Source organism: Bradyrhizobium sp. B097 (assembly GCF_038957035.1).
GTDB lineage: Bacteria > Pseudomonadota > Alphaproteobacteria > Rhizobiales > Xanthobacteraceae > Bradyrhizobium.
In genome coordinates this window covers 1,816,246-1,836,876 of sequence record NZ_CP152412.1, presented here as the reverse complement: position 1 = coordinate 1,836,876, position 20,631 = coordinate 1,816,246, and the positions used below count along the sequence as shown (strand labels likewise).

The window sequence follows — 20,631 nt, the reverse complement described above, 5'->3', positions numbered from 1 at the left end:
GTGAGCCTGGTGATGACCGGCTCACGACAGAACAGCTTCGGAGGAAGCGGAATGCTCGATCGACGAGACTTGATGAAGCGCGCCGGGTTGGCCGCTTTGGTGGCGGGGCTGGGATCAAGGGGTGCATTCGCACTCGACACCGTGACGCTGCCGTTCGGCAATGGTGAACGCCCGCTGGTGCGCTACCCGCAGAAGCGCCCGATGATCGGCCTGACCGCCCGGCCGCCGCAGCTGGAAACGCCGTTTGCGGTCTTCAACGACGGTCCGCTCACGCCGAACAACGCGTTCTTCGTCCGCTATCACCTCGCCGGCATCCCCTACGATCTGGATCCGGACAAGTTCACGCTGGAGATCAAGGGCAAGGTGGACAAGCCGCTGAAGCTCTCGCTGAAGGATATCCGGAAGCTGAAGGCGACCGAGCTCGTCGCCGTCAACCAGTGCTCCGGCAACAGCCGGGGCTTCTTCAATCCGCGCGTCGCCGGCGGCCAGCTCGGCAACGGCGCGATGGGCTGCGCGCGCTGGCACGGCGTGCCGCTGAAGACCGTGCTCGACATGGCCGGCGTGCAAGCCGGCGCCAAGCAGGTCACCTTCAACGGCATGGACGGTCCGGTGATGGAGACGACGCCTGACTTCGTGAAGGCGCTCGACATCGACCATGCGCGCGACGGCGAGGTGATGCTGGCCTGGGGCATGAACGGCGAGGACCTGCCATTCCTCAACGGCTTCCCGCTCCGCCTCGTGGTGCCCGGCTATTACGGCACCTATTGGGTCAAGCACCTCAACGAGATCACCGTGATCGACAACGTCTTCGAGGGCTTCTGGATGAAGTCCGCCTACCGGATTCCGGATACGCCGAACAATGCGGTCGAGCCCGGCACCGCACCAAAGGCGACGATCCCGATCAACCGCTTCACGGTGCGCTCGTTCATCACCAGCGTTGCCGACGGCGCCAAGCTGAAGGCTGGCCGCAGCACGCTGCGCGGCATCGCCTTCGACGGCGGCAAGGGCATCAAGGAGGTCGTGGTCTCGATCGACGGCGGCAAGAGCTGGACGCCGGCCAAGCTCGGCAAGGATCTCGGCAAATACGCATTCCGCGAATGGAAGCTGAAGGTCGCGCTCCCGGCCGGCGCCTCCGACCTGAAGGTGCGCGCCACCAGCAATGCCGGCGACACCCAGCCGATGGATCCGTGGTGGAATCCCGCCGGCTATCTGCGCAACGTCGTCGAAACCGTGCGCGTCACCGCGGCGTGAGGAGAAGCATCATGACCAGCAAGCTGCTTCCCTCCCTCGCCGCGATCGCCATGCTGTCGATCGGCACCGCTGTTGCCGCGCCAGTCAACTACGCGCTTCCCGAGGAGACTGCGGCCTTCAAGCCCGGTCCCAACCTCGACGTGGTGCAGAACAACTGCACCGCCTGCCACTCGGCCGATTACATCAAGACCCAGCCGCAGGGCGAGAAGTTCAAGAAGGACTTCTGGCAGGCCGAGGTGACCAAGATGATCAAGGTCTACGGCGCGCCGATCGACCAGGCCGACGTCGGCAAGATCGTCGAGTATCTTTCCGCGACCTATTGAGACGCGGCCGATCCATTGCCCGCGCGCCGGCCGAACGCCCGCGCGCGGGGCTATTGATCCAATTCGGTTCAGTGGAACCGATCTTTTTTGCAGCGCATCAATTGACCACGAAACAGGCAATCCGCCACCAAAACCCTGCAAAGCGGGTTGTTTCCGGGCAAAAACACACCGTGGTTTGATCTACCCAGCTTTTTTCAAACTGCTATCCTGTGCGGTACGGACAAGCCGGTTTGTGCGGGGACCGACTGGTCTGTTTTCGATTGATTCCGCGGAGACGACTGGAATGCCCAAAGGTACAGTGAAGTGGTTCAACCCGACCAAGGGTTATGGATTCATCCAGCCCGCAACAGGCGGCAAGGACATTTTCGTTCATATTTCAGCAGTTCAGAAGGCCGGTCTTCAGAGCCTCAACGAAGGCCAGTCTGTTGAATACGAAGAGATTGCCAATCGCGGCAAGACATCAGCCGAGAACCTCAAGGTCTAGCGCACCGCGCAAGATCCAGCGGCGCACTCTCGGACACGATCCGGGAGTGAGGGCCGATCCAACATCACACGACGTGACGTTCGGCGGAGCGGGCACGGCGCCCGCGCGCCACGGCGTTGAACTTTTTTCGGCCGCCACCGATCGCGTGCCGCTATTGGCTATTTGACCGTCACATCCGGCACCGCCCCATTGCTGTGGCCCGCCGCACGTGAGCCTCACCGACAATCGCGGGATGTCTCTCTCCATCATGCCAGGGTCGTGACGGAAAAGCTGCGCCGTGAACGGTGCGCGCGCGGCAGGAACGTTCAGCCGTTCAATCTTCCGTCACCCATTTGGCGACGGTCATGACGTCAGGCGGTTGCAGATAGCCGCGGGGCCAGAGATCGACGGCCCACTCCACCTTGGTCGCGCGTTCGAGCAGAACGGCGGTGTTGTGCGGCGTTTGTCCCAGCGAAAATCCGCGATAGTGGGGGTCGCCGACGTCGTGGAACTTGAACAGGTTCCACGATTGCATCACCAGCATCAGGCTGGTCGTGTTGCGTGTCGTGTCCCAGCAATCGTAATTGTGCTTGTCGTCGTTGGCGCGGAAGTCCGCTTTCGCCACGCGCTTGTCGGTGCCGAGGATCGGCCCCATCCGGCGGTCGAACCAGATCACGGCGTTCTGCACGGCCGCGCGCTCGGCGGCGGCGTTGGCGCGGCCCGTGGCCATGATCCTGGTCAGGGCTGCCCGGTCAGCCCCGCTGAAGTCGAGCATCTCGCGGCGCCGGCAGACGAAGCCGTAGCACACCGTCATCGCCGAGGCCGACGGCGGATAGATCGAGACCGATGTATAGAGCTGCATGATGCCGGAGCTGAACTCGGCCCCGCGGGACGGCGCCATCGCGGAGAGGGACAAGACGGCTGCGCATAACGCGCCGGCAACCCCGGTTCGCTTCGCTCGTATCGGCAGATTGGCATCGTCCATGTCGCGGCCCCCAACTGGGGGCAGAATTATCGCGGGTGCGTCGCGATGCCAAGACATCCTGCGCATGGCTGTCGATCAGATCCGGAGCCCATCAGCCGACCGGCAGCGGCGCGTCGCGCTTGACTTCCTCCATCACCGCGTAGGTTCGCGTCTCGCGCACGCCCGGCAGCGCCAGCAGGGTCTCGCCGAGAAACCTGCGATAGGCGCTCATGTTGGCGACGCGCGCCTTGACCAAATAGTCGAAGCCGCCGGCCACCATGTGACACTCCAGCACTTCCGGCGCGATCTGGACTGCCCTGGCGAAGCGCTCGAACACATCGGGCGTGGTCTTGTCGAGCAGCACCTCGACGAAGACCAGGAGGCCGAGCCCGAGCCGGTGCGGATTGAGCCGCGCGCCATAGCCCTCGACGAAGCCGTCGCGCTGCAGCCGCTTCAGCCGTTCGCCGACCGAGGTCGGCGACAGGCCGATCCTTTCGGCCAGTTCCACATTGGCAATCCGGCCATCCCCTTGCAGGATCGAGAGGATTTTGCGGTCTGTCTTGTCTATGTCTGTCATATGTAAGGCAATATCTGACTTGACCCGGATTTTCTAAGGCAAATCTGCTAATTTGTCTATCGAACTACGGTGCGACCGCGCGTAGGTGTTCCCGTGCAACCCCAAGGAATCGCCAAGGACCGCCAAGGAACCACCATGCCCGACCCGCTCCCGCCCCCGTTCAGCGCGCCCTACGCCCCCGATGACACCGCGATCGCCGGCCGCCTGCGCCAGGACGCCAGGCTTGGCGCGGACCAGGAGGCCGGGGTCGACCGCACCGCGCGGCGCCTGATCGAGGCGATCAGGGCCAACGACGATCCGCTCGGCGGGGTCGAGGACATGCTGCGCGAGTTCGCGCTGTCGACCAAGGAGGGCCTGGCGCTGATGGTGCTGGCGGAGGCGCTGCTCCGGGTGCCCGACGCGCGCACCGCCGACCAGTTCATCGAGGACAAGCTCGGCCAGGGCGACTTCGTCAACCACGAGACCAGATCGAGCGCGTTCATGGTCAACGCCTCGGCCTGGGCGCTCGGCATGTCGGCGCGCGTGATCCAGCCCGGCGAGACGCCGCAAGGCACGATCGGGCGGCTGACCAAGCGGCTCGGCGCGCCGGCGGTGCGCGCCGCGACACGGCAGGCGATGCGGCTGATGGGCAGCCATTTCGTGCTCGGCGAGACCATCGAGGCGGCGCTGGCGCGGGCACAATCACATACGGCGCGCGGCTCGCGCTATTCCTTCGACATGCTTGGCGAGGGCGCGCGCACCGCCGACGATGCCCGCCGCTATTTCGAATCCTACGCCCGCGCGATCGACGCGATCGGCAAGGCGGCCGGCGATCAGCCCCTGCCCGACCGGCCCGGCATCTCGGTCAAACTCTCCGCGCTGCATCCGCGCTTCGAGGCGGTCAGCCACGCCCGGGTGATGACCGAGCTGGTGCCGCAGCTCATCGATCTTGCGCGCCGCGCCAAGGCGTTCGACCTCAACTTCACCGTCGATGCCGAGGAAGCCGACCGGCTGGAACTGTCGCTCGACGTCATCGCCGCCGCGTTCGCCGACCCGTCGTTCGCCGGCTGGAGCGGTTTTGGTCTTGCGATCCAGGCCTATCAGAAGCGCGCCGCTGAGGTGATCGATTATATCGATGCACTCACGAGCGCGCTCGACCGCAGGATGATGGTGCGCCTGGTCAAGGGCGCCTATTGGGACACCGAGATCAAGCGCGCACAGGAGCGCGGGCTCGACGGCTATCCAGTGTTCACCCGCAAGGCGATGACCGACCTGAATTACGTCGCCTGCGCGCGCAAGCTGCTGGCGCTGCGGCCGCGGCTGTTTCCGCAATTCGCGACCCACAACGCGCTGACGGTCGCGACCATCCTCGAACTGTCAGACGATCCCGCGAGCTTCGAATTCCAGCGGCTGCACGGCATGGGCGAAGCGCTCTACGCACAGCTCGGCGACGACAGACCGGAGATCGCCCATCGCACCTATGCCCCGGTCGGCAGCCATCGCGACCTGCTCGCCTATCTGGTGCGCCGGCTGCTCGAGAACGGCGCCAACTCGTCGTTCGTGGCGCTGGCGGCGGATAATCGCGTCTCCATCGTGGACCTATTGCGCCGCCCGGCCGAGATCATCGGCGCCGACAACAATGCCGCTCACTCCGGAATTCCCCTGCCGGCCGATCTCTACCGGCCGCAGCGCGAGAATTCGCACGGCATCGAATTCGGCGAGCGAAAGGCGCTCGACGCACTGACGTCTTCGATTGCGGGCGAACCCAAGGCGGCGTCTGGCATGGTTGCGACATCGACGGTCGAACAGGCGAATGCCGCGGTCGCCGCTGCGCGCGGTGGCTTCAAGGCGTGGGATGGCACGCCGGCCGTCCAACGCGCGGCGATCCTCGACAAGGCCGCGGACCTGCTCGCGCAGCGGCGCGCGCACTTCCTCGCCTTGCTGCAGAGCGAAGGCGGCAAGACGCTCGACGACGCACTCTCGGAGGTGCGCGAGGCGATCGACTTCTGCCGCTACTATGCGGCGCTCGGCCGGAAGCTGTTCGGGCAGGGCGAGGCGATGCCCGGGCCGACCGGCGAAAGCAACATGCTGGAGTTGCGCGGCCGCGGCGCCTTCGTCGCGATCTCGCCATGGAATTTCCCGCTCGCGATCTTCCTCGGCCAGGTGACGGCGGCGCTGATGGCCGGCAATGCGGTGATCGCAAAGCCGGCCGAACAGACGCCGCAGATCGCAGCCGAGGCCGTCGCGCTGCTGCATCAGGCCGGCGTGCCGCGATCGGCGTTGCATCTGGTGCAGGGCGACGGTGCGGCCGGCGCCGCGCTGGTCAGCCATCCCGGCATTGCCGGCGTGGTCTTCACCGGCTCGACGGAGGTGGCGCGATCGATCAACCGGACGCTCGCCGCCAAGGACGGGCCGATTGTGCCGTTGATCGCGGAAACCGGCGGCATCAATGCGATGATCGTCGATGCCACCGCACTGCCCGAGCAGGTCGCCGACGATGTCGTGACCTCGGCGTTCCGTTCCGCCGGCCAGCGCTGCTCGGCGCTTAGGCTGCTGTTCGTGCAGGACGACGTCGCCGACCGCATGATCGAGATGATCGCGGGCGCCGCGCGCGAACTGAAGATCGGCGATCCCTCGCAACCGTCGACGCATATCGGACCGGTGATCGATGCGGAGGCCAAGCAACGGCTCGACGCGCATATCGCGCGGATGAAGCAGGAGGCGCGGGTGCATCTCGCCGGCGAGGCCCCGGCAGGCAATTTCGTCGCGCCGCATATCTTCGAACTGTCGGCGGCGGGCCAGCTGCGCGAGGAGGTGTTCGGCCCGATCCTGCATGTCGTGCGTTACCGCGCCGAGCGGTTCGGCGAGGTGCTTTCCGCGATCGAGGCAACCGGATTTGGGCTGACGCTCGGCATCCATTCCCGCATCGACGACACGATCGAGCACGTGATCGACCGTCTCCAGGTCGGCAACATCTATGTCAACCGCAACATGATCGGTGCGGTCGTCGGCGTGCAACCGTTCGGCGGCAGCGGCCTCTCCGGCACCGGCCCCAAGGCCGGCGGCCCGCACTACCTCACGCGCTTCGCAACCGAGCAGACGGTAACGATCAACACCGCCGCCGCGGGCGGCAATGCGGCGTTGATGGCGGGGGTGGAGTAAGCGCTTCACCCTCCCCTGGAGGGGGAGGGTCGTGTCGCATCGCGCGCAGCGAGATGCGGCGCGGGGTGGCGTGACAGTCCCTCTGCTCGAACGCTGCTCGTGTTGAGAGATCACCCCACCCCGTCTCACATTCGCTTCGCTCAATGTGAGCCGACCCTCCCCCTCCAGGGGAGAGTAAAAGGGTGGGTAAGAAAGTGCCGTTGCATCGTGCCCCCGAGATGGGTCAAATGCCGGTCCGATCGGGATCATCGCACACGATAATTCCAGCTACCGGAAAAACACCAACAAGCGCCACGGGAGCGACGGCACGATGGAAAAAGGCATTTTTGACGGGCTCAAGGTCCTGGACTGCGCGAGCTTCATCGCGGCGCCCGCGGCCGCCACCGTGCTGTCCGACTTCGGCGCCGACGTCATCAAGATCGAGCCGCCCGGCGCCGGCGACCCCTACCGCAACCTGCCCAACCTGCCCGGCTATCCAGCGAGCGAGCACAATTTCGCGTGGATGCTCGAGGCCCGCAACAAGAAGAGCCTCGCGCTCGACCTCACCAAACCTGACGCGCAGCAGGTGCTTTACAAGCTCGTCGCCGAGGCCGACGTGTTCATCACCAACATGCCGCCGCAGGTGCGCCAGAAGCTCGGCATCACCTACGATCATCTTGCGCATCTCAACGACCGGCTGATCTACGCCTCCTTCACCGGTTACGGCGAGAAGGGCGAAGAGGCCAACAAGCCCGGCTTCGACTCCAACGCCTATTGGGCCCGCTCCGGCCTGATGGATCTGGTACGCGCCGACGAGGACACCACGCCGGCCCGTTCGGTCGCCGGCATGGGCGATCACCCCTGCGCGATGGCGTTCTACGGCGCGATCGTCACCGCGCTGTTCCAGCGCGAGAAGACCGGCAAGGGCTCGCATGTCGCGACCAATTTGATGGCCAACGGCATCTGGGCCAACGGCGTACTGGCGCAGGCCAAGCTCGTCGGCGCCAAGTTCAAGAAGCGCAAGCCGCGCGAAGAGGCGCTGAACGCCGTCACCAACCACTACAAGTGCAAGGACGGCCGCTGGCTGATCCTGTCGCTGCTCAACGAAGACCGGCAGTGGCCGACGCTGGCGCGCTGCATGGGCCGCGAGGACCTCCTCGCCGATGCGCGTTTCGCCACCAAGGCGGACCGCCATGCGCGCTCGGTCGAGCTGATCAAGATCTTCGACGAGGTGTTCGCCGGCAAGGATCTCGCCGAATGGCGCAAGATCCTTGACGGCAACGGCCTGGTGTTCGGCGTCGTCGGCATCCTCGACGACATCCCGAACGACAAGCAGATGATCGAGAACGAGGTGCTGGTGCGCTTCGAGAACGACACCATGCTGACCGTGAACAGCCCGATCTTCATCGACGGCGCCAAGAAGGTGCAGCCGCGCAAGCCGCCCGAGGTCGGCGAGCATTCCGACGAGATCCTGCGCCAGGCCGGCTACGACGAGGCCACGATCCGGAAGCTGCGCGCGTCCGGCGCAGTGGCATAGTCACGCGACAAGTAGCCCGGATGGAGCGAAGCGCAATCCGGGACGGCTGCGTCTACGGATGCTTCGTTCCCGGATTACGCTTCGCTCCATCCGGGCTACAAAGGAGCTCACCGTTTCATCCAGGCCCAGACGATCGCCACAACGATGATGGCGATGATGACCGCGAGCCCGATCGCCCAGCTGCTGACGCGGACGGCGCTCACCGCCTGACGCTCGGCCTCGTTGGCCGCGATCTCGCGGTTGCGCTGCTTGTCCTGCTCGGGAGCACTCATCGGCCGGTCTCCGCTCAAGGGCTGGGCTGTTCGGGTCGTGGTCGCGGACCGCAATGTAGCATCAACTAATGACGCGCAGACGCTTCGGTTCCGGCCGGAATTACCGCCCCTTCACGAAGCACATCCCCATCCGTGAGGTCTTCCCCGCGACCTGGCAGGCGAGGCCTTCGGCGCAGGTCCAGCCGCGAAAGCTGCGGTCGGTCTCGGCCGGCCTGGCGCCCGGCAGATAGCAATGCGCGCCCCAGCCATCGCTGTATTCGGTGCCGGCAAGCTCGGCGCCGGCGCGCAGTTGCGGCCGGTTGGAGAAGCCGCGCGAAAAGTCCGGCGCTTTTCCGTCGCGGAAACTTGCGAGAATATCGCGGCGCCGAGGCTGGTCGCCGAAGAAATGCGGCGAGGCCGGCACCACGGTGGAGTTCGACGGTTTTGCCGCCATCCAGTCGACGCCGGGGAAATGGAAGCCGCCGATGCCGCGGGTCTGGTGGCAGCCGGCGCAGGTGACGTCGTTGAGGCGCCGCTCGAAGCCGGCCAGCGACTGGATGTTTTGCAGCTTCGTTCCGTCGGCCGCAGCCTTCTGCAACGCGCCGACCACGTCACCTTCCGAGAACAGCGCGTTGCCGGGCGTCCCCTCACCCTGCACCATCCCGAACTCCGGCTCCAGGTCGCTGACGTCGAAACCGGTCGGCGTCGGCGCGACCGCACCGCGCGCGAGGAATTTGTCGGGGATCAGCAGGGTGCCGCGATCAAGCTCGGCAAAATGCCTGGGATCGAGAAGCCATGCCTTGAAGTCGCGCTTCAACGCCTCGTCGGCCAGAATGCGATCGCGGTCGATCTGGTTCTCCAGCGGCGCCTCGACAAAGCGTTTCGCTGCGCCGTCATAGTCGAACACTTTCAGGAGATAGTCGGTGCGGAAGTCGCGTATGGCCGATTTCGGCGCGTGTGCGATCTGCAGATTGGTCTCGATGCGATCGATATTCCGTGCATCGATCGGGTCGAGCGGGCCGTCCTTGCCGAACAGTTTCTCCATCGCCGGCGCTGCGCTGCCCGTCGCGAGCCAGCGCCGCGCAATCTCGCGGCAGCTGAGCGACGCATCGTTGCCGTCGCCCTTCGCCTTCAGCACCAGGTTCAACGTCATCGGCAGCCGCTGCGACACCGCGTTCTCGCCGATCAGCGGCACGTCGGTGCGGGTCAGCCGATAGATCAGCCGGATCTCGCCGCAGTCCTTCGGCGCCACATAGGCGCGGTCCATGCGGTTGACGATGCCGGCCAGCACGAAGCGAACGTCAGGGGATTCAAACAGCGCGCGATCGAACAGCTGAAACGCAAAGCCGTCGCCGACCCCGATGCTCTCGTTCGGCAGGTTTTCCTTGTGCTTTCCGACATAACGATCGAACTCGCTATCGAGCGCCTCGCGCACCGGCACCATCGCAGGCAATCCGAACAGATCGCGGTTCGACAGCGGCGTGTCGGCGGAACGCCCCGGCGCGAGCATCCGCCCGAGGCCAAAGCGGCCATGATCGAGCTCGCGCAGGATCGCGGGATCGATCACCGCCGCGCCGCGCTCGAGCGCGCGATCTTCCGCGGCACGCGCAGGCACGGCGCCAACGAGCAGAACGGACATCACCAGGAGGCATTTCAGCGCGCGGCTCATGCCCCACTAACACCGCACGGCAAACCCTATTCAAGAAAAAAGGCGCTTCACATCGCGGTGAAGCGCCTTGGTATCGTCGTGTTTCGCCGATCAACGCGAAACGATCAGGCCCTTGCTGGTGACGACCACCCAACGGCCGTCCTGCTTGCGGATGGCGTCGACGCGGCCGAGGCCGGGGACGGGATCGCCGGCATAAACCTCGTAGATGCCGCCGCGGCCCTCGATCAGCGCGCCGCCATTGCCGACGTCGCGCAGCGCCCAGCCGTCGACCACCGGCATGCGGCCGACCTCGGGCCTGGGGGCCGCAGGTGCTGCCGCGGCAGTCGCCGGCGGGATCGAGCCGGTCACCTCGCGGGCGGGCGTCGCGGCGGCGACGGTCGTCTGCGGGGCGCGGAGCTTGTCGACGGTCTCGCTGAGCTTGTTGAGCTTGGCAATCGGCTCAGCTTGGGCCCTCTCGACCTTCTCGATCCGGTCGCTGGCCTTGCTGAACTGGGCCTGGCCGGCCTTGGCCGTCTGCTCCACATTGGCCTTCAGCGCAGTGATCTCTGATTCGAGCCGGGCGAGCGCGGCGTCGGCCGCTTCCTTGGCGGCGGCGTCCTTGGCTGCATCCTGGGCAGCCACATCCCTGACGGAAGCAGCGGCGGGGGCGGCGAGATGGCCAAGCCCGGCGGTCGCGAGCGCGCCACCGACGGCTCCTGCCACGGTCGCAAGCGCAACTACGGCGGCCATGGCCCCGAACCGGCGCGTGCCGGCCGGCTTGCCTGCTGCCTTGGCGGTCTGCTCGGCGCCCGGCTTGGAGGCGGTCGCCTCATGGTCCCAGGTCCGGTCGCCGGGCGCCATGATCATCAGCTTGCCCGGGAAACGCGGCTCTTCACGCTTGCCGGTCTCGACCTTGGGCACGTCCATGTTGGTCGGCTCGATCTTGGCATTGATCTTGGCGTCGATCTTGGCCTCAATCATGGGATCGAGCCGGGACGGCTCAATCTTCGGGGATTCAACCTTCGGCGCGTCCATCCTGGGCGCGTCGGCCTTTGGCGACGTCTCTTCCTGCTCGGGCGCAAGCCGGACAGCCTCGACACCGGCCGCGGCCATCACGGGCTCGCTCTTCGCCGCCGTCTCGGCGCCGGCTTGACCGCTGATCGGCTCGCTCTGCTGCTCACTCACGTTCAAAGTCTCCAGACTGGGTTGACAATTCGGTAACTTTTATTGCTTGCGAAATGGTTACCCAGCTCCGCCATTACCTAAATTTTAGGGAGTTTTCCGGGCCGGATTTAGGCGATGTTGCCATGCGGCAATCTGCGTCAGCTCCGTTTGCGCGCGGCGGTTTCCCGATTAACATACCGGCGTCTTCCAGCCAGAAGGCAGGACAGCGCCATGACGATCGAGAAATGCATCAATGAATTTGATGTCGATGACGTCATTTTTGAGGAAGGCTCGACCGGCCGCGAGCTGTTTGTCGTACTCGACGGCACGGTCGACATCGCCAAGATCGATGGCGGACACAAGACGGTCATCGTCAGCCTCGGCAAGGGCGAGTTCTTCGGCGAGATGGCCGTGATCGACGGCTCGGCGCGCTCGGCAACCGCGATCGCCTCCGCGCCCGCGACGCGGGTGATGCGGATCAACCACGCCCGCTTCGTCTATCTGGTCAGCCAGCAGCCGGCGTTCGCGCTGATGGTGATGGATGCGCTCTCGAAACGGCTGCGCGCGACCAACGCCGTCACCTACCGAGCGGCGGCCACCCCATGAGCGAGCGCAAGCCAAGCCCATTCAAGACGCTGTTCGAGGCCGACGTCGCCACGCTGATCCAGGCGGCCGACGACGTCTACCAGATCCGCTTCAAGAACCGAGCGGCGAACGCCTATCTCGTGCGCGGCAGCAAGCGGACCATCATGATCGACGTCGGGCTGTCGACCAACTATCCGTCGCTGGTCGCCTGCCTGAACCATCTCGGCATCACGCCCGAGATGATCGACATGGTGGTGCTGAGCCACGAGCATCTCGATCACATCGGCGCGGCCTATCATTTCCACGGCAGCGCCTACATCGCGGCGCACCGGCTCGCCGCCAACAAGATCATGCTGCGCGACGACTTCTCGATGCTGCGCAAGATGTTCAACGAACCGAACGTGCCGATCGACATCGACATCTGGCTCGAGGAAGGCAATTTGATCGACCTCGGCAGTTTCCGCCTCAACGTGATGTACACGCCGGGCCACACCTCGGCCTGCATCTCGCTGTTCGATCAGGACAAGGGGCTGTTGTTCGCCGCCGACACGCTGATGCCCGGCGGCGTGATGGGCGGCGTGTTCGGCTCCGGCTCGATCGCCGACTACATCCAGTCGCTGGAGCGGCTGAAGGGCCTCAACTCGAAGATCCTGCTGTCGGGTCATGGCCGGCTGTCCGACACGCCGCAGGACGACGTGCGGATCGCGCTGCAACGCTCGCATGCCCTGCTCGAGGACACCGCGCAATTGTTCGATGCGCTCGACGCGCGCTCGAATTTCGAGCCGATCATGCAGTCGGTGCGTGACCTCAACAAGCTCGACGATTGACGCCCGGACCCAGCCAAGGGGCCCGTTGTGGCCCGCCATGACTTTGCACTAGGATCGGCGCACAACGATAAAAATCATGGGCTCGGCGATGCAAGCCGTTGCCGACAGCGGGGAGACGAAACCAATGCAGGCTGACACGAGGGCGCAGATGCGCCGCCGGGTGGTGATCTCCTCCACGATCGGCAATGCGCTGGAATGGTTCGACTTCACCGTCTTTGGCCTGTTCGCCGGCATCCTGAGCAAGCTGTTCTTTCCGGCGGACAATCCGCATTCCTCGCTGCTGCTGACCTTCGCGACATTCGGGATCGCCTTCGCAGCCCGGCCGTTGGGTGGCCTGGTGTTCGGGCTCTATTCCGACAAGCACGGCCGCAAGAAGGCGCTGGTCGTGATGATATCGCTGATGGCTGTCGGCACCGGCCTGCTCGGCCTGCTGCCGACCTATGGCGCGATCGGAATCGCGGCACCGCTGTTGCTGCTGCTGGCGCGGTTGATCCAGGGCTTTTCCGCCGGCGGCGAGTTCGGCAGCGCCAGCGCGATGCTGATCGAATTCGCGCCGCCCGGCCGGCGCGGCTTCTACGGCTCGTTCCAGATGGTGTCGCAATCGCTGGCGTTTGGCCTCGGTGCCGCGATGGCGATCGGTCTCAATCTCGGCCTGTCGCCCGACGCCTTCGCGAGCTGGGGCTGGCGTGTGCCGTTCATCCTCGGCATTCTGATCGGACCGACCGGATGGTACCTGCGCCAAAGGTGCGACGAGTCGCCTGAATTCCAGGCGTATCTCGCCGAGAAGGCCGCCACGGCGCAGCCGAGCCGGCAGACCACGCTCGGCCAGTTGTTCTCCGAGCACCCACGCGAGTTGATTGCCTCGTTCTGCCTGATCGCGGCCGGTACGGCGATCAACTATGTCAATGCAATCTTTCTGCCCACCTATGCGGTCGCCGAGTTGAAGCTGCCGATCCTGAATGCACAGCTCGGCCTGCTCGTCGTCAGCGTCATCAATGCGGCGGTGGCGGTGGCCAGCGGTGCCCTCTCCGACCGGATCGGTCGTCGCGCGGTGCTCGTTCCGGCGCTGATCGTCTACAGCCTGCTGTTCTATGTGATCCTGCAGCGGCTCGTCGCCGACCCGACCACCGCGAACCTCTGGCAGTTGCAGATCGTCGCAGTCCTGCTCGGAGCCTTGGCCGGGCCGATGCCGGCCTTCATGACCGAGATATTTCCGGTCGGCGTACGCTCGACCGGAGCATCGCTGATGTACAATCTCGCCGTGATGCTGTTCGGCGGGCTGGCGCCGTTCATCAACACCTGGCTGGTCCAGGCAACGGGCGACAAGGCTGCGCCCGTCTACTACATCCTGTTTGCGGCGGCAGTGGGTCTCTTCGGTCTGGCGGTCTATCGCGGGCGACCATCCGTGCCGGGAATTGCAACTCAGCCGGCGCAATGACCTCCGTCGGCAGACGACAGGCAGACCATGCGGTCGGCGCGCAACCGGTACGACGCCCGCGCGTGCGCGACCGCGCATCGGCGCTACATTTGACAAATCCGCGCGTGGCCTGTTCAACAACGGCAAGAATAACGCTGAAGAACAGGGAGCGAAGACCATGAAGCTTTACGACTCGATCGGACCCAATCCGCGCATCGTGCGCATGTTCGTGGCAGAGAAGGGCATCGAGATCCCCAAGGAGACCGTCGACCTGCGCAAGGGCGAGAACCGCGAGGAAGCGCATCTGAAGCGCAATCCGCACGGCCAGATGCCGGCGCTCGAGCTCGACTGCGGCAGCTACCTCTCGGAGATCACGGCGATCTGCGAATATCTCGAGGAGAAGCACCCCTCGCCCGCCATGATCGGCAGCACGCCGGAAGAGCGCGCGGAATGCCGGATGTGGACGCGCCGCGTCGATCTCAACATCGCCGAGCCGCTCGCCAACGGCTATCGCTTCGGCGAGGCGCTGAAATTCTTCGAGAAGCGCATTCCGGTGGCACCCGAGGCTTCGCCCGGGCTGAAGATGATCGCCGCCAACCGCATCAAATGGCTTGATAACCAGATGGCGGATGGCCGCGACTATATCTGTGGCAAGCGCTTCACGCTCGCCGACATGCTGCTCTATTGCTGGCTCGATTTCGGCAACCAGGTCGGTCAACCGCTGGACCAGTCGAACGCCAACATCGTAGCCTGGTTCAACCGCGTCGGCGCGCGGCCTTCGGTGAAGGCGTAGGGCTCTTATTCTTATCCTCCCCTGGAGGGGGAGGATCGGTTCGCATGAAGCGCAGCGCAATGCGAACCGAGGTGGGGTGATCTCTCCACGCGGGCAGCGTTCACGCGGAGAGACCTTCACCCCACCTCGCCGCTCGTTGCATTCGCGTCGATCCTCCCCCTCCAGGGGAGGATGAAGAGCACCGGACCAAATCGTTGGTCGCCCTAAATCACCACCGGCTTGTCCGGCAGTTCGTTCGGGCCTCCGGCGACATGCGGGAAATACTGCGCCAGCTCCCGCGACACCGCCGCGATCCCCTTGATCACACCCTGCTCGAACCGGCCGGCCCGAAAGTCGGTTTCCATCGCGCGGCAAATCGCTTCCCAGCCGGCGTGGCCGACCTTCGCATCGATGCCGCGATCGGCGACGATCTCGACGTCGCGGTCGGCGAGCAAAAGATAAATCAGAACACCGTTGTTGTGATGGGTGTCCCAGATCCGCAAGTGCGCGAATACGTCGAGCGCCCGTTCCCGCGCCGGCTGATCGCGGAACAGCGGCACGCCGTCGAGCGCACCCTCGACGACGAAACGTATCTGGCCCGAATGCGTAGCCTCGCCGGCCTTGATCGCCCTCTCGATCGCGTCGAGCACGCGCGGCGGAAACTCGCGCCGCACGCGCCAGCGGTGTTCGAGCAGATGCTTGCCGATGCGCTTGATGCCCATGCCTACCAGCTCCCCGAAGCGCCGCCGCCGCCGAAGCTGCCGCCTCCGCCGCTGAAGCCGCCGCTGTCGCTCGAGCTCGAGCCGCTGCTCCAGCCACCGCCGCCGCCCGACCAGCCGCCGGAATATCCGCCGCCGCGCCGGTATGGTCCCGAGCCGGCCGCCGGACCGCCAAAATTCAATCCGCCGAAGATCAGCGCCGCAATGGCAGCGAACAGCCCGACCACCAGGGCAGTGGCGAGCGAGCCGGCCACCATCCAGATGAAGACGCCGACGATGCCGCCGGTCGCCGCCGAGCCCAGCAGCCGCCCCAGCATCGCGCGCAACACGCTCGCCACGATGATGACGACAAAGATCGTCACCGGATTGGCGAGATCGACGAGATTGGGGCCCTGCCAATGCTCGGGCTCCGGCGCCGGCAGGTGCTCGCCATTGATCAGGCGGATCATGCGGTCGACGCCGGCCGAAATGCCGCCGGCGAAATCGCCGGCCTTGAATTTCGGCGTGATGTCCTCGTCGATGATGCGGTGGGTGACGACGTCGCTCAGCACGCCTTCGAGGCCGTAGCCGACCTCGATGCGCAAATGCCGGTCGTTCTTGGCGACGACGAATAGCGCGCCGTCATCGATCTTCTTGCGCCCGATCTTCCAGGCCTCCGCAACGCGAATCGAGAACTGCTCGATGGTTTCCTCAGCCGTCGTCGGCACGATCAGGACCGCAATCTGGCTGCCCTTGCGGGCCTCCAGATCCTTCAGCCTGTCGTTCAGCGACGCAACATCGCTCGCCGACAGCGTCCCGGTCTGATCGACGATGCGGCCGGTGAGCTGAGGCACCGCGACCTCGGCCCACGCCGGGCACACGAAGCCCAGCAGGAAGGCGAGCAGGAAGACGCGTGCGGTGGTCATCGCGTTGGTGGGCACGCCGGCGCTATTTCGACGGCGCGGGCGCGGGCGTCGGATTGAAATCGACCTTGGGCGCGGTCGAAATCTCCTTCTCGTTCTCGACCGAGAAGTTGGGCTTCTCCTTGTAGCCGAACACCATCGCGGTCAGATTGTTCGGGAAGGTACGGATGCCGACGTTATAGTCCTGCACCGCCTTGATGTAGCGGTTGCGCGCCACGGTGATGCGGTTTTCAGTGCCTTCGAGCTGTGCCATCAGGTCGCGGAACAGCGCATCCGATTTCAGCTGCGGGTAGTTCTCCGTCACGACCAGGAGCCGCGACAGCGCGCTGGTCAGTTCGCCCTGCGCCTGCGTGAACTTCTGGAACGCGGCCGGATCGTTGAGCACTTCAGGCGTCGCCTGGATGCTGCCGACCTTGGCGCGCGCGTTGGTGACGCCGAGCAGCACGTCCTTCTCCTGCTGCGCAAAGCCCTTCACCGAATTGACGAGGTTCGGCACCAGATCGGCGCGCCGCTGGTACTGGTTCACCACCTCCGACCAGCTCGACTTCACCGTCTCGTCATTGGTCTGGATCGCGTTGTAGCCGCAGTTGGTCAGGCTCAAAGTCGCCAGCGCTGCCAGCACGGTCCAAAGCTTGCGCATGAAGTTGTTCCTCCCGGTGGATTCTCAATCAGAGTAACAGATTTTCGCCCGACAATCCCGCGTGGCGGGATTCGCGGCCGGTTTTGCCGATGATGGCCCTTGCCTATCCCTCCCTGCGCCGTTCATCATGCCAAGAAAATCGATCCTGGGAGGATCCATTGGCGTCTGAACAATTCGAGACGATTGTCGTCGAGCGGCCGGATCCTGCGATTGCGCGGATCGTGATGAACCGCCCTGAGGCGCGCAACGCCCAGAACCTGCAGATGACCTACGACCTCAATGCCGCCTTCGACCAGGCGGTGCAGGACGAAGCGGTCAAGGTCATCATCCTCGCCGGCAACGGCCCGCATTTTTCGGCCGGTCATGATCTCAGGCCTGGGGCCAAGAACCAGGCCGGCGTCGATTTCCCGCCAGTCGGAAATTGGGGCGGCTTCGCCGAACCCAACGCGCATGGGCGCTTCGCGCGCGAGCAGGAGATCTACCTGCAGATCACACGGCGCTGGCGCAACCTCGCCAAGCCGACGATCGCCGAAGTGCACGGCAAGTGCATCGCCGGCGGGCTGATGCTGGCCTGGGCCTGCGACCTGATTGTCGCCAGCCACGATGCCGAATTCTGCGATCCCGTGGTGACGATGGGCGTCTGCGGCGTCGAGTGGTTCGTGCATCCCTGGGAGCTTGGCGCGCGCAAGGCCAAGGAGATGCTGTTCACCGCCGACGTCTGGAGCGCCGACGAGGCGCATCGCCTCGGCATGGTCAATCACGTCGTGCCGCGCGGCGATCTCTCCTCCTTCACGTTGGCGCTGGCGCGACGGATCGCGGCCAAGCCCGCCTTTGCGCTGAAGCTGTCGAAGGAGGCGGTGAACCGCTCGATCGACATCATGGGCCAGCCCGCCGCGATCGATCAGGCCTTCGCGCTGCATCAGCTATGCCACGCGCACAATCTGCAGGAATTCGGAATGGTGGTGGACCCCGCCGGTCTGCATCCCTCCGTCAAGAAAAACGCCAACGTGAAGTGACCAGATGGACCTCACCCTCAGCGACGAGCAGCGCCTGCTGCGCGAAAGTGCCGACCGCTTCGTGGCGGAGACCTTTACATCAGAGCACCGCAAGAAATCGGCGAACGATCCGCATGGCTATTCGCCCGCGATCTGGAAGCAGTTCGCCGAGCTCGGCTGGCTGGCGCTGCCGATCAGCGAGGCCCACGGCGGACTCGGCGGCGGCGCGATCGAGATCGGGCTGTTGATGGAAGCGTTCGGGCGCGGCCTGGTGTCCGAGCCATTCCTCTCCACCGTCGTGATTGGTGCTGCGCTGGTTGCCGAATGCGGCACCGAGGCGCAGCAGCAGGTCATCCTGCCCAAGGTCGCCGAGGGCGCGCTCACGCTCGCGTTTGCGCATTCGGAGCGCGCCGCGCGGTTCGACCTCGGCCATATCGACACGACGGCCACCAGGACCGCCGACGGCTGGCTTTTGAGCGGCAGCAAGATCGCGGTGCTCGACGGCGCATCGGCCAACCAGATCATCGTCTCGGCCCGCGTCGCCAATGCCAACGGCGCATCCGGCAAGCTCGGCTTGTTCCTGGTGCCGGCTGGAACATCCGGCCTCACCCTGCGCGACTACGCGCGACTTGGCGGCGGGCGCGGCTGCAACCTCGATCTCAGGGATGTGCAATTGCCGGCCGACGCGGTGCTCGGCGACGGCCAGGATGCGCTGCCCGCGATCGAGACCGTGGTCGACCGCGCGATGGCTGCGCTCGGCGCCGAGGCGGTCGGCATCATGCAGACGCTGCTCGACACCACGCTCGAATACACCAAAATTCGAAAACAGTTCGGCCGGCCACTGTCGGCCAACCAGGTGATCCGCCATCGCCTTGCCGACGTGGCGATGCAGGTCGACGAGGCGCGCTCGATGGCGCTGCGCGCCGCGCTGATGGCCAACGCCGAACCGGTCGCCCGCAGCCGTGCCGCATCCGGCGCCAAGGCGAAGATCGGCAAATGCGCGCGCTTCGTCGCCGAGCAGGCAGTCCAGCTGCACGGCGCCATGGGCGTCACGGAAGAACTCGACATCGGCGCCTATTTCAAGCGGCTGCTCGCCTTCGACACACTGTTCGGCGGCAGTGCTCATCATTATCGCCGCCACGCCGCGTTGAGCGGCCGCGCCCACGCCTAACGGAGAGCGCAAGATGAATCTCACCTTCAGCGCCGAGGAACGTGCTTTCGAAAAGGAAGTCCGCGACTACATCGCCGAGAGCCTGACGCCGGAAATGAAGCGCGCCACCGCGCTGACGCCGTCGGTGTTCTCCGACCCTGACATCGGCATGGCCTGGCAGCGCGCGCTGCACAAGAAGGGCTGGGGCGCGCCGGGCTGGCCGGTGGACCATGGCGGGCCGGACTGGACGCCGGCGCAGCGTTGGATCTTCGAGGCCGAATGTGCCCGCGCCGGCGTGCCCAATGTCAACGTGATGGGCGTCAAGATGGTCGGCCCCGTCATCATCGGCTTCGGCTCCCCTGAGCAGCAGAACTTTTACCTCCCGCGAATCCTCTCGGGTGAAGACTACTGGTGCCAGGGTTATTCCGAGCCGGGTTCGGGCTCGGATCTTTCGTCACTGAAGACCCGCGCGGTGCGCGACGGTGACGACTACGTCATCAACGGGACCAAGATCTGGACCACGCATGCGCATCACGCCAACCGCATGTTCGCGCTGGTGCGCACCAATGAGGGCGAGCGGCAGCAGGACGGCATCAGCTTCATCCTGATCGACATGAAGACGCCTGGAATCACCACGCGCCCGATCCTGACCATCGGCGGCGACCACGAGGTCAACCAGGTGTTCTTCGACGATGTTCGCGTGCCCGTCGCCAACCGCGTCGGCGAGGAAGGCAAGGGCTGGACCTATGGCAAATATCTGCTCGAGTTCGAGCGCGGCTCCGGCATCGCCTCCGCCAAGCTGCGCGAGGCGCTGAAGACGATCTCCGATCTCGCAGGTTCCGAAGTCACCGGCCGCGCCATCGAGGACCCTGATATCGCGATGCGGATGTCGGAGGTCGAGGTCGATATCGATGCGCTCGAAATGACCGAGCTCAGGGTGCTGTCGGCGCTGCAGACCGGACAGAATCCCGGCGCGGTGTCGTCGCTGATCAAGCTGCGGGTCAGCGAAATCCGCCAGGCCGTGACGCGGCTCGGCGTCGACGTGATCGGTCAGGACGGCCTTGCCGTCGAGCCGGCGCGGCCGTTCTACCGGCTCAACCACGAGCCGGCGATCCCGGAAGAACTGCTGCCGGTGGTGCCCGAATATCTCAACGGGCGGGCGTATACGATCTTCGGCGGCTCGTCGGAGATCCAGCGCGACATCATCGCGAAGATGGTGTTGGGGCTCTAGCTCTCTCTCCCCGTCATTCCGGGGCAGCCCGCAGGGCTGAGCCCGGAATCCATTTCACGACAGAACGTGCGGCCTAATGGATTCCGGGCTCATCG

The 20,631-nt window shown here is 65.3% G+C and carries 20 protein-coding genes; 12 read left to right on the top strand and 8 right to left on the bottom strand.

The annotated features are described in order from the left end of the window. The first annotated feature begins 51 nt into the window (after window positions 1-51). From AAFG07_RS08440 to AAFG07_RS08430, 3 genes are all read left to right on the top strand, one after another. On the top strand, window positions 52-1,251 hold the full coding sequence (locus AAFG07_RS08440) for a molybdopterin-dependent oxidoreductase (protein ID WP_342726855.1): 1,200 nt from the start codon (window positions 52-54) through the stop codon (window positions 1,249-1,251). 11 nt (window positions 1,252-1,262) lie between these two features. After that, a complete protein-coding gene (locus tag AAFG07_RS08435; RefSeq protein ID WP_342726854.1) occupies window positions 1,263-1,574 on the top strand; it encodes a cytochrome c in 312 nt (103 codons plus the stop codon). A 283-nt stretch (window positions 1,575-1,857) separates the two neighbouring features. Then, window positions 1,858-2,058 (top strand): cold-shock protein, encoded by a 201-nt coding sequence (locus AAFG07_RS08430; RefSeq protein WP_021079749.1) that lies wholly within the window; start codon window positions 1,858-1,860, stop codon window positions 2,056-2,058. Window positions 2,059-2,371: 313 nt separating this feature from the next. Here the strand turns inward: AAFG07_RS08430 and AAFG07_RS08425 are convergent, their stop codons facing one another. Next, window positions 2,372-2,938, bottom strand: a complete 567-nt coding sequence (locus tag AAFG07_RS08425; protein ID WP_342729085.1) for a hypothetical protein — start codon at window positions 2,936-2,938, stop codon at window positions 2,372-2,374. Window positions 2,939-3,113: 175 nt separating this feature from the next. Further along, the gene (locus tag AAFG07_RS08420; protein ID WP_342726853.1) at window positions 3,114-3,578 is read right to left on the bottom strand and encodes an Lrp/AsnC ligand binding domain-containing protein; all 465 of its coding nucleotides are present in this window, start codon (window positions 3,576-3,578) and stop codon (window positions 3,114-3,116) included. 135 nt (window positions 3,579-3,713) lie between these two features. Here AAFG07_RS08420 and putA point away from each other — a divergent pair, with 135 nt between their 5' ends. Continuing rightward, on the top strand, window positions 3,714-6,719 hold the full coding sequence (gene putA, locus AAFG07_RS08415) for a bifunctional proline dehydrogenase/L-glutamate gamma-semialdehyde dehydrogenase PutA (RefSeq protein ID WP_342726852.1): 3,006 nt from the start codon (window positions 3,714-3,716) through the stop codon (window positions 6,717-6,719). Between the two features lie 310 nt (window positions 6,720-7,029). Continuing rightward, on the top strand, window positions 7,030-8,235 hold the full coding sequence (locus AAFG07_RS08410) for a CoA transferase (protein ID WP_342726851.1): 1,206 nt from the start codon (window positions 7,030-7,032) through the stop codon (window positions 8,233-8,235). A 107-nt stretch (window positions 8,236-8,342) separates the two neighbouring features. Here AAFG07_RS08410 and AAFG07_RS08405 read toward each other — a convergent pair whose 3' ends face one another. The 3 genes from AAFG07_RS08405 to AAFG07_RS08395 form a co-directional block, all read right to left on the bottom strand. After that, a complete protein-coding gene (locus AAFG07_RS08405; RefSeq protein ID WP_342726850.1) occupies window positions 8,343-8,507 on the bottom strand; it encodes a hypothetical protein in 165 nt (54 codons plus the stop codon). Window positions 8,508-8,607: 100 nt separating this feature from the next. Next, the gene (locus AAFG07_RS08400) at window positions 8,608-10,155 is read right to left on the bottom strand and encodes a hypothetical protein (RefSeq protein ID WP_342726849.1); all 1,548 of its coding nucleotides are present in this window, start codon (window positions 10,153-10,155) and stop codon (window positions 8,608-8,610) included. A 90-nt stretch (window positions 10,156-10,245) separates the two neighbouring features. Then, window positions 10,246-11,325 carry a hypothetical protein gene (locus AAFG07_RS08395; RefSeq protein ID WP_342726848.1) on the bottom strand — a complete coding sequence of 360 codons (1,080 nt, stop codon included), beginning with the start codon at window positions 11,323-11,325 and terminating at the stop codon, window positions 10,246-10,248. Window positions 11,326-11,529: 204 nt separating this feature from the next. Here AAFG07_RS08395 and AAFG07_RS08390 point away from each other — a divergent pair, with 204 nt between their 5' ends. From AAFG07_RS08390 to AAFG07_RS08375, 4 genes are all read left to right on the top strand, one after another. Continuing rightward, complete coding sequence (locus tag AAFG07_RS08390; protein WP_342726847.1) at window positions 11,530-11,904, top strand: cyclic nucleotide-binding domain-containing protein; 375 nt, start codon at window positions 11,530-11,532, stop codon at window positions 11,902-11,904. Next, window positions 11,901-12,710, top strand: coding sequence for an MBL fold metallo-hydrolase (locus AAFG07_RS08385; RefSeq protein WP_342726846.1), 810 nt, complete (start codon window positions 11,901-11,903; stop codon window positions 12,708-12,710). The genes AAFG07_RS08390 and AAFG07_RS08385 overlap by 4 nt, the downstream gene beginning before the upstream one ends. 124 nt (window positions 12,711-12,834) lie before the next feature. Next, window positions 12,835-14,148 (top strand): MFS transporter, encoded by a 1,314-nt coding sequence (locus tag AAFG07_RS08380; protein ID WP_342726845.1) that lies wholly within the window; start codon window positions 12,835-12,837, stop codon window positions 14,146-14,148. Window positions 14,149-14,305: 157 nt separating this feature from the next. Beyond that, on the top strand, window positions 14,306-14,920 hold the full coding sequence (locus AAFG07_RS08375; RefSeq protein WP_342726844.1) for a glutathione S-transferase family protein: 615 nt from the start codon (window positions 14,306-14,308) through the stop codon (window positions 14,918-14,920). A 203-nt stretch (window positions 14,921-15,123) separates the two neighbouring features. Here AAFG07_RS08375 and AAFG07_RS08370 read toward each other — a convergent pair whose 3' ends face one another. The 3 genes from AAFG07_RS08370 to AAFG07_RS08360 are packed head-to-tail and all read right to left on the bottom strand — an operon-like array spanning window position 15,124 to window position 17,160. Beyond that, a complete protein-coding gene (locus tag AAFG07_RS08370) occupies window positions 15,124-15,621 on the bottom strand; it encodes a TPM domain-containing protein (RefSeq protein ID WP_342726843.1) in 498 nt (165 codons plus the stop codon). 2 nt (window positions 15,622-15,623) lie between these two features. Continuing rightward, window positions 15,624-16,523, bottom strand: a complete 900-nt coding sequence (locus AAFG07_RS08365) for a YgcG family protein (RefSeq protein ID WP_342729084.1) — start codon at window positions 16,521-16,523, stop codon at window positions 15,624-15,626. Window positions 16,524-16,545: 22 nt separating this feature from the next. Further along, window positions 16,546-17,160, bottom strand: a complete 615-nt coding sequence (locus AAFG07_RS08360; RefSeq protein ID WP_342726842.1) for a LemA family protein — start codon at window positions 17,158-17,160, stop codon at window positions 16,546-16,548. 224 nt (window positions 17,161-17,384) lie between these two features. Between AAFG07_RS08360 and AAFG07_RS08355 the strand changes: the two genes are divergently transcribed. Genes AAFG07_RS08355 through AAFG07_RS08345 form a run of 3 tightly spaced genes read left to right on the top strand, consistent with a single transcriptional unit; the run spans window position 17,385 to window position 20,536 of the window. Beyond that, window positions 17,385-18,176, top strand: coding sequence for an enoyl-CoA hydratase (locus tag AAFG07_RS08355; RefSeq protein ID WP_342729083.1), 792 nt, complete (start codon window positions 17,385-17,387; stop codon window positions 18,174-18,176). A 4-nt stretch (window positions 18,177-18,180) separates the two neighbouring features. After that, window positions 18,181-19,326 (top strand): acyl-CoA dehydrogenase, encoded by a 1,146-nt coding sequence (locus AAFG07_RS08350; protein ID WP_342726841.1) that lies wholly within the window; start codon window positions 18,181-18,183, stop codon window positions 19,324-19,326. Between the two features lie 13 nt (window positions 19,327-19,339). Beyond that, window positions 19,340-20,536, top strand: a complete 1,197-nt coding sequence (locus AAFG07_RS08345; protein WP_342726840.1) for an acyl-CoA dehydrogenase family protein — start codon at window positions 19,340-19,342, stop codon at window positions 20,534-20,536. Window positions 20,537-20,631: the final 95 nt, after the last annotated feature.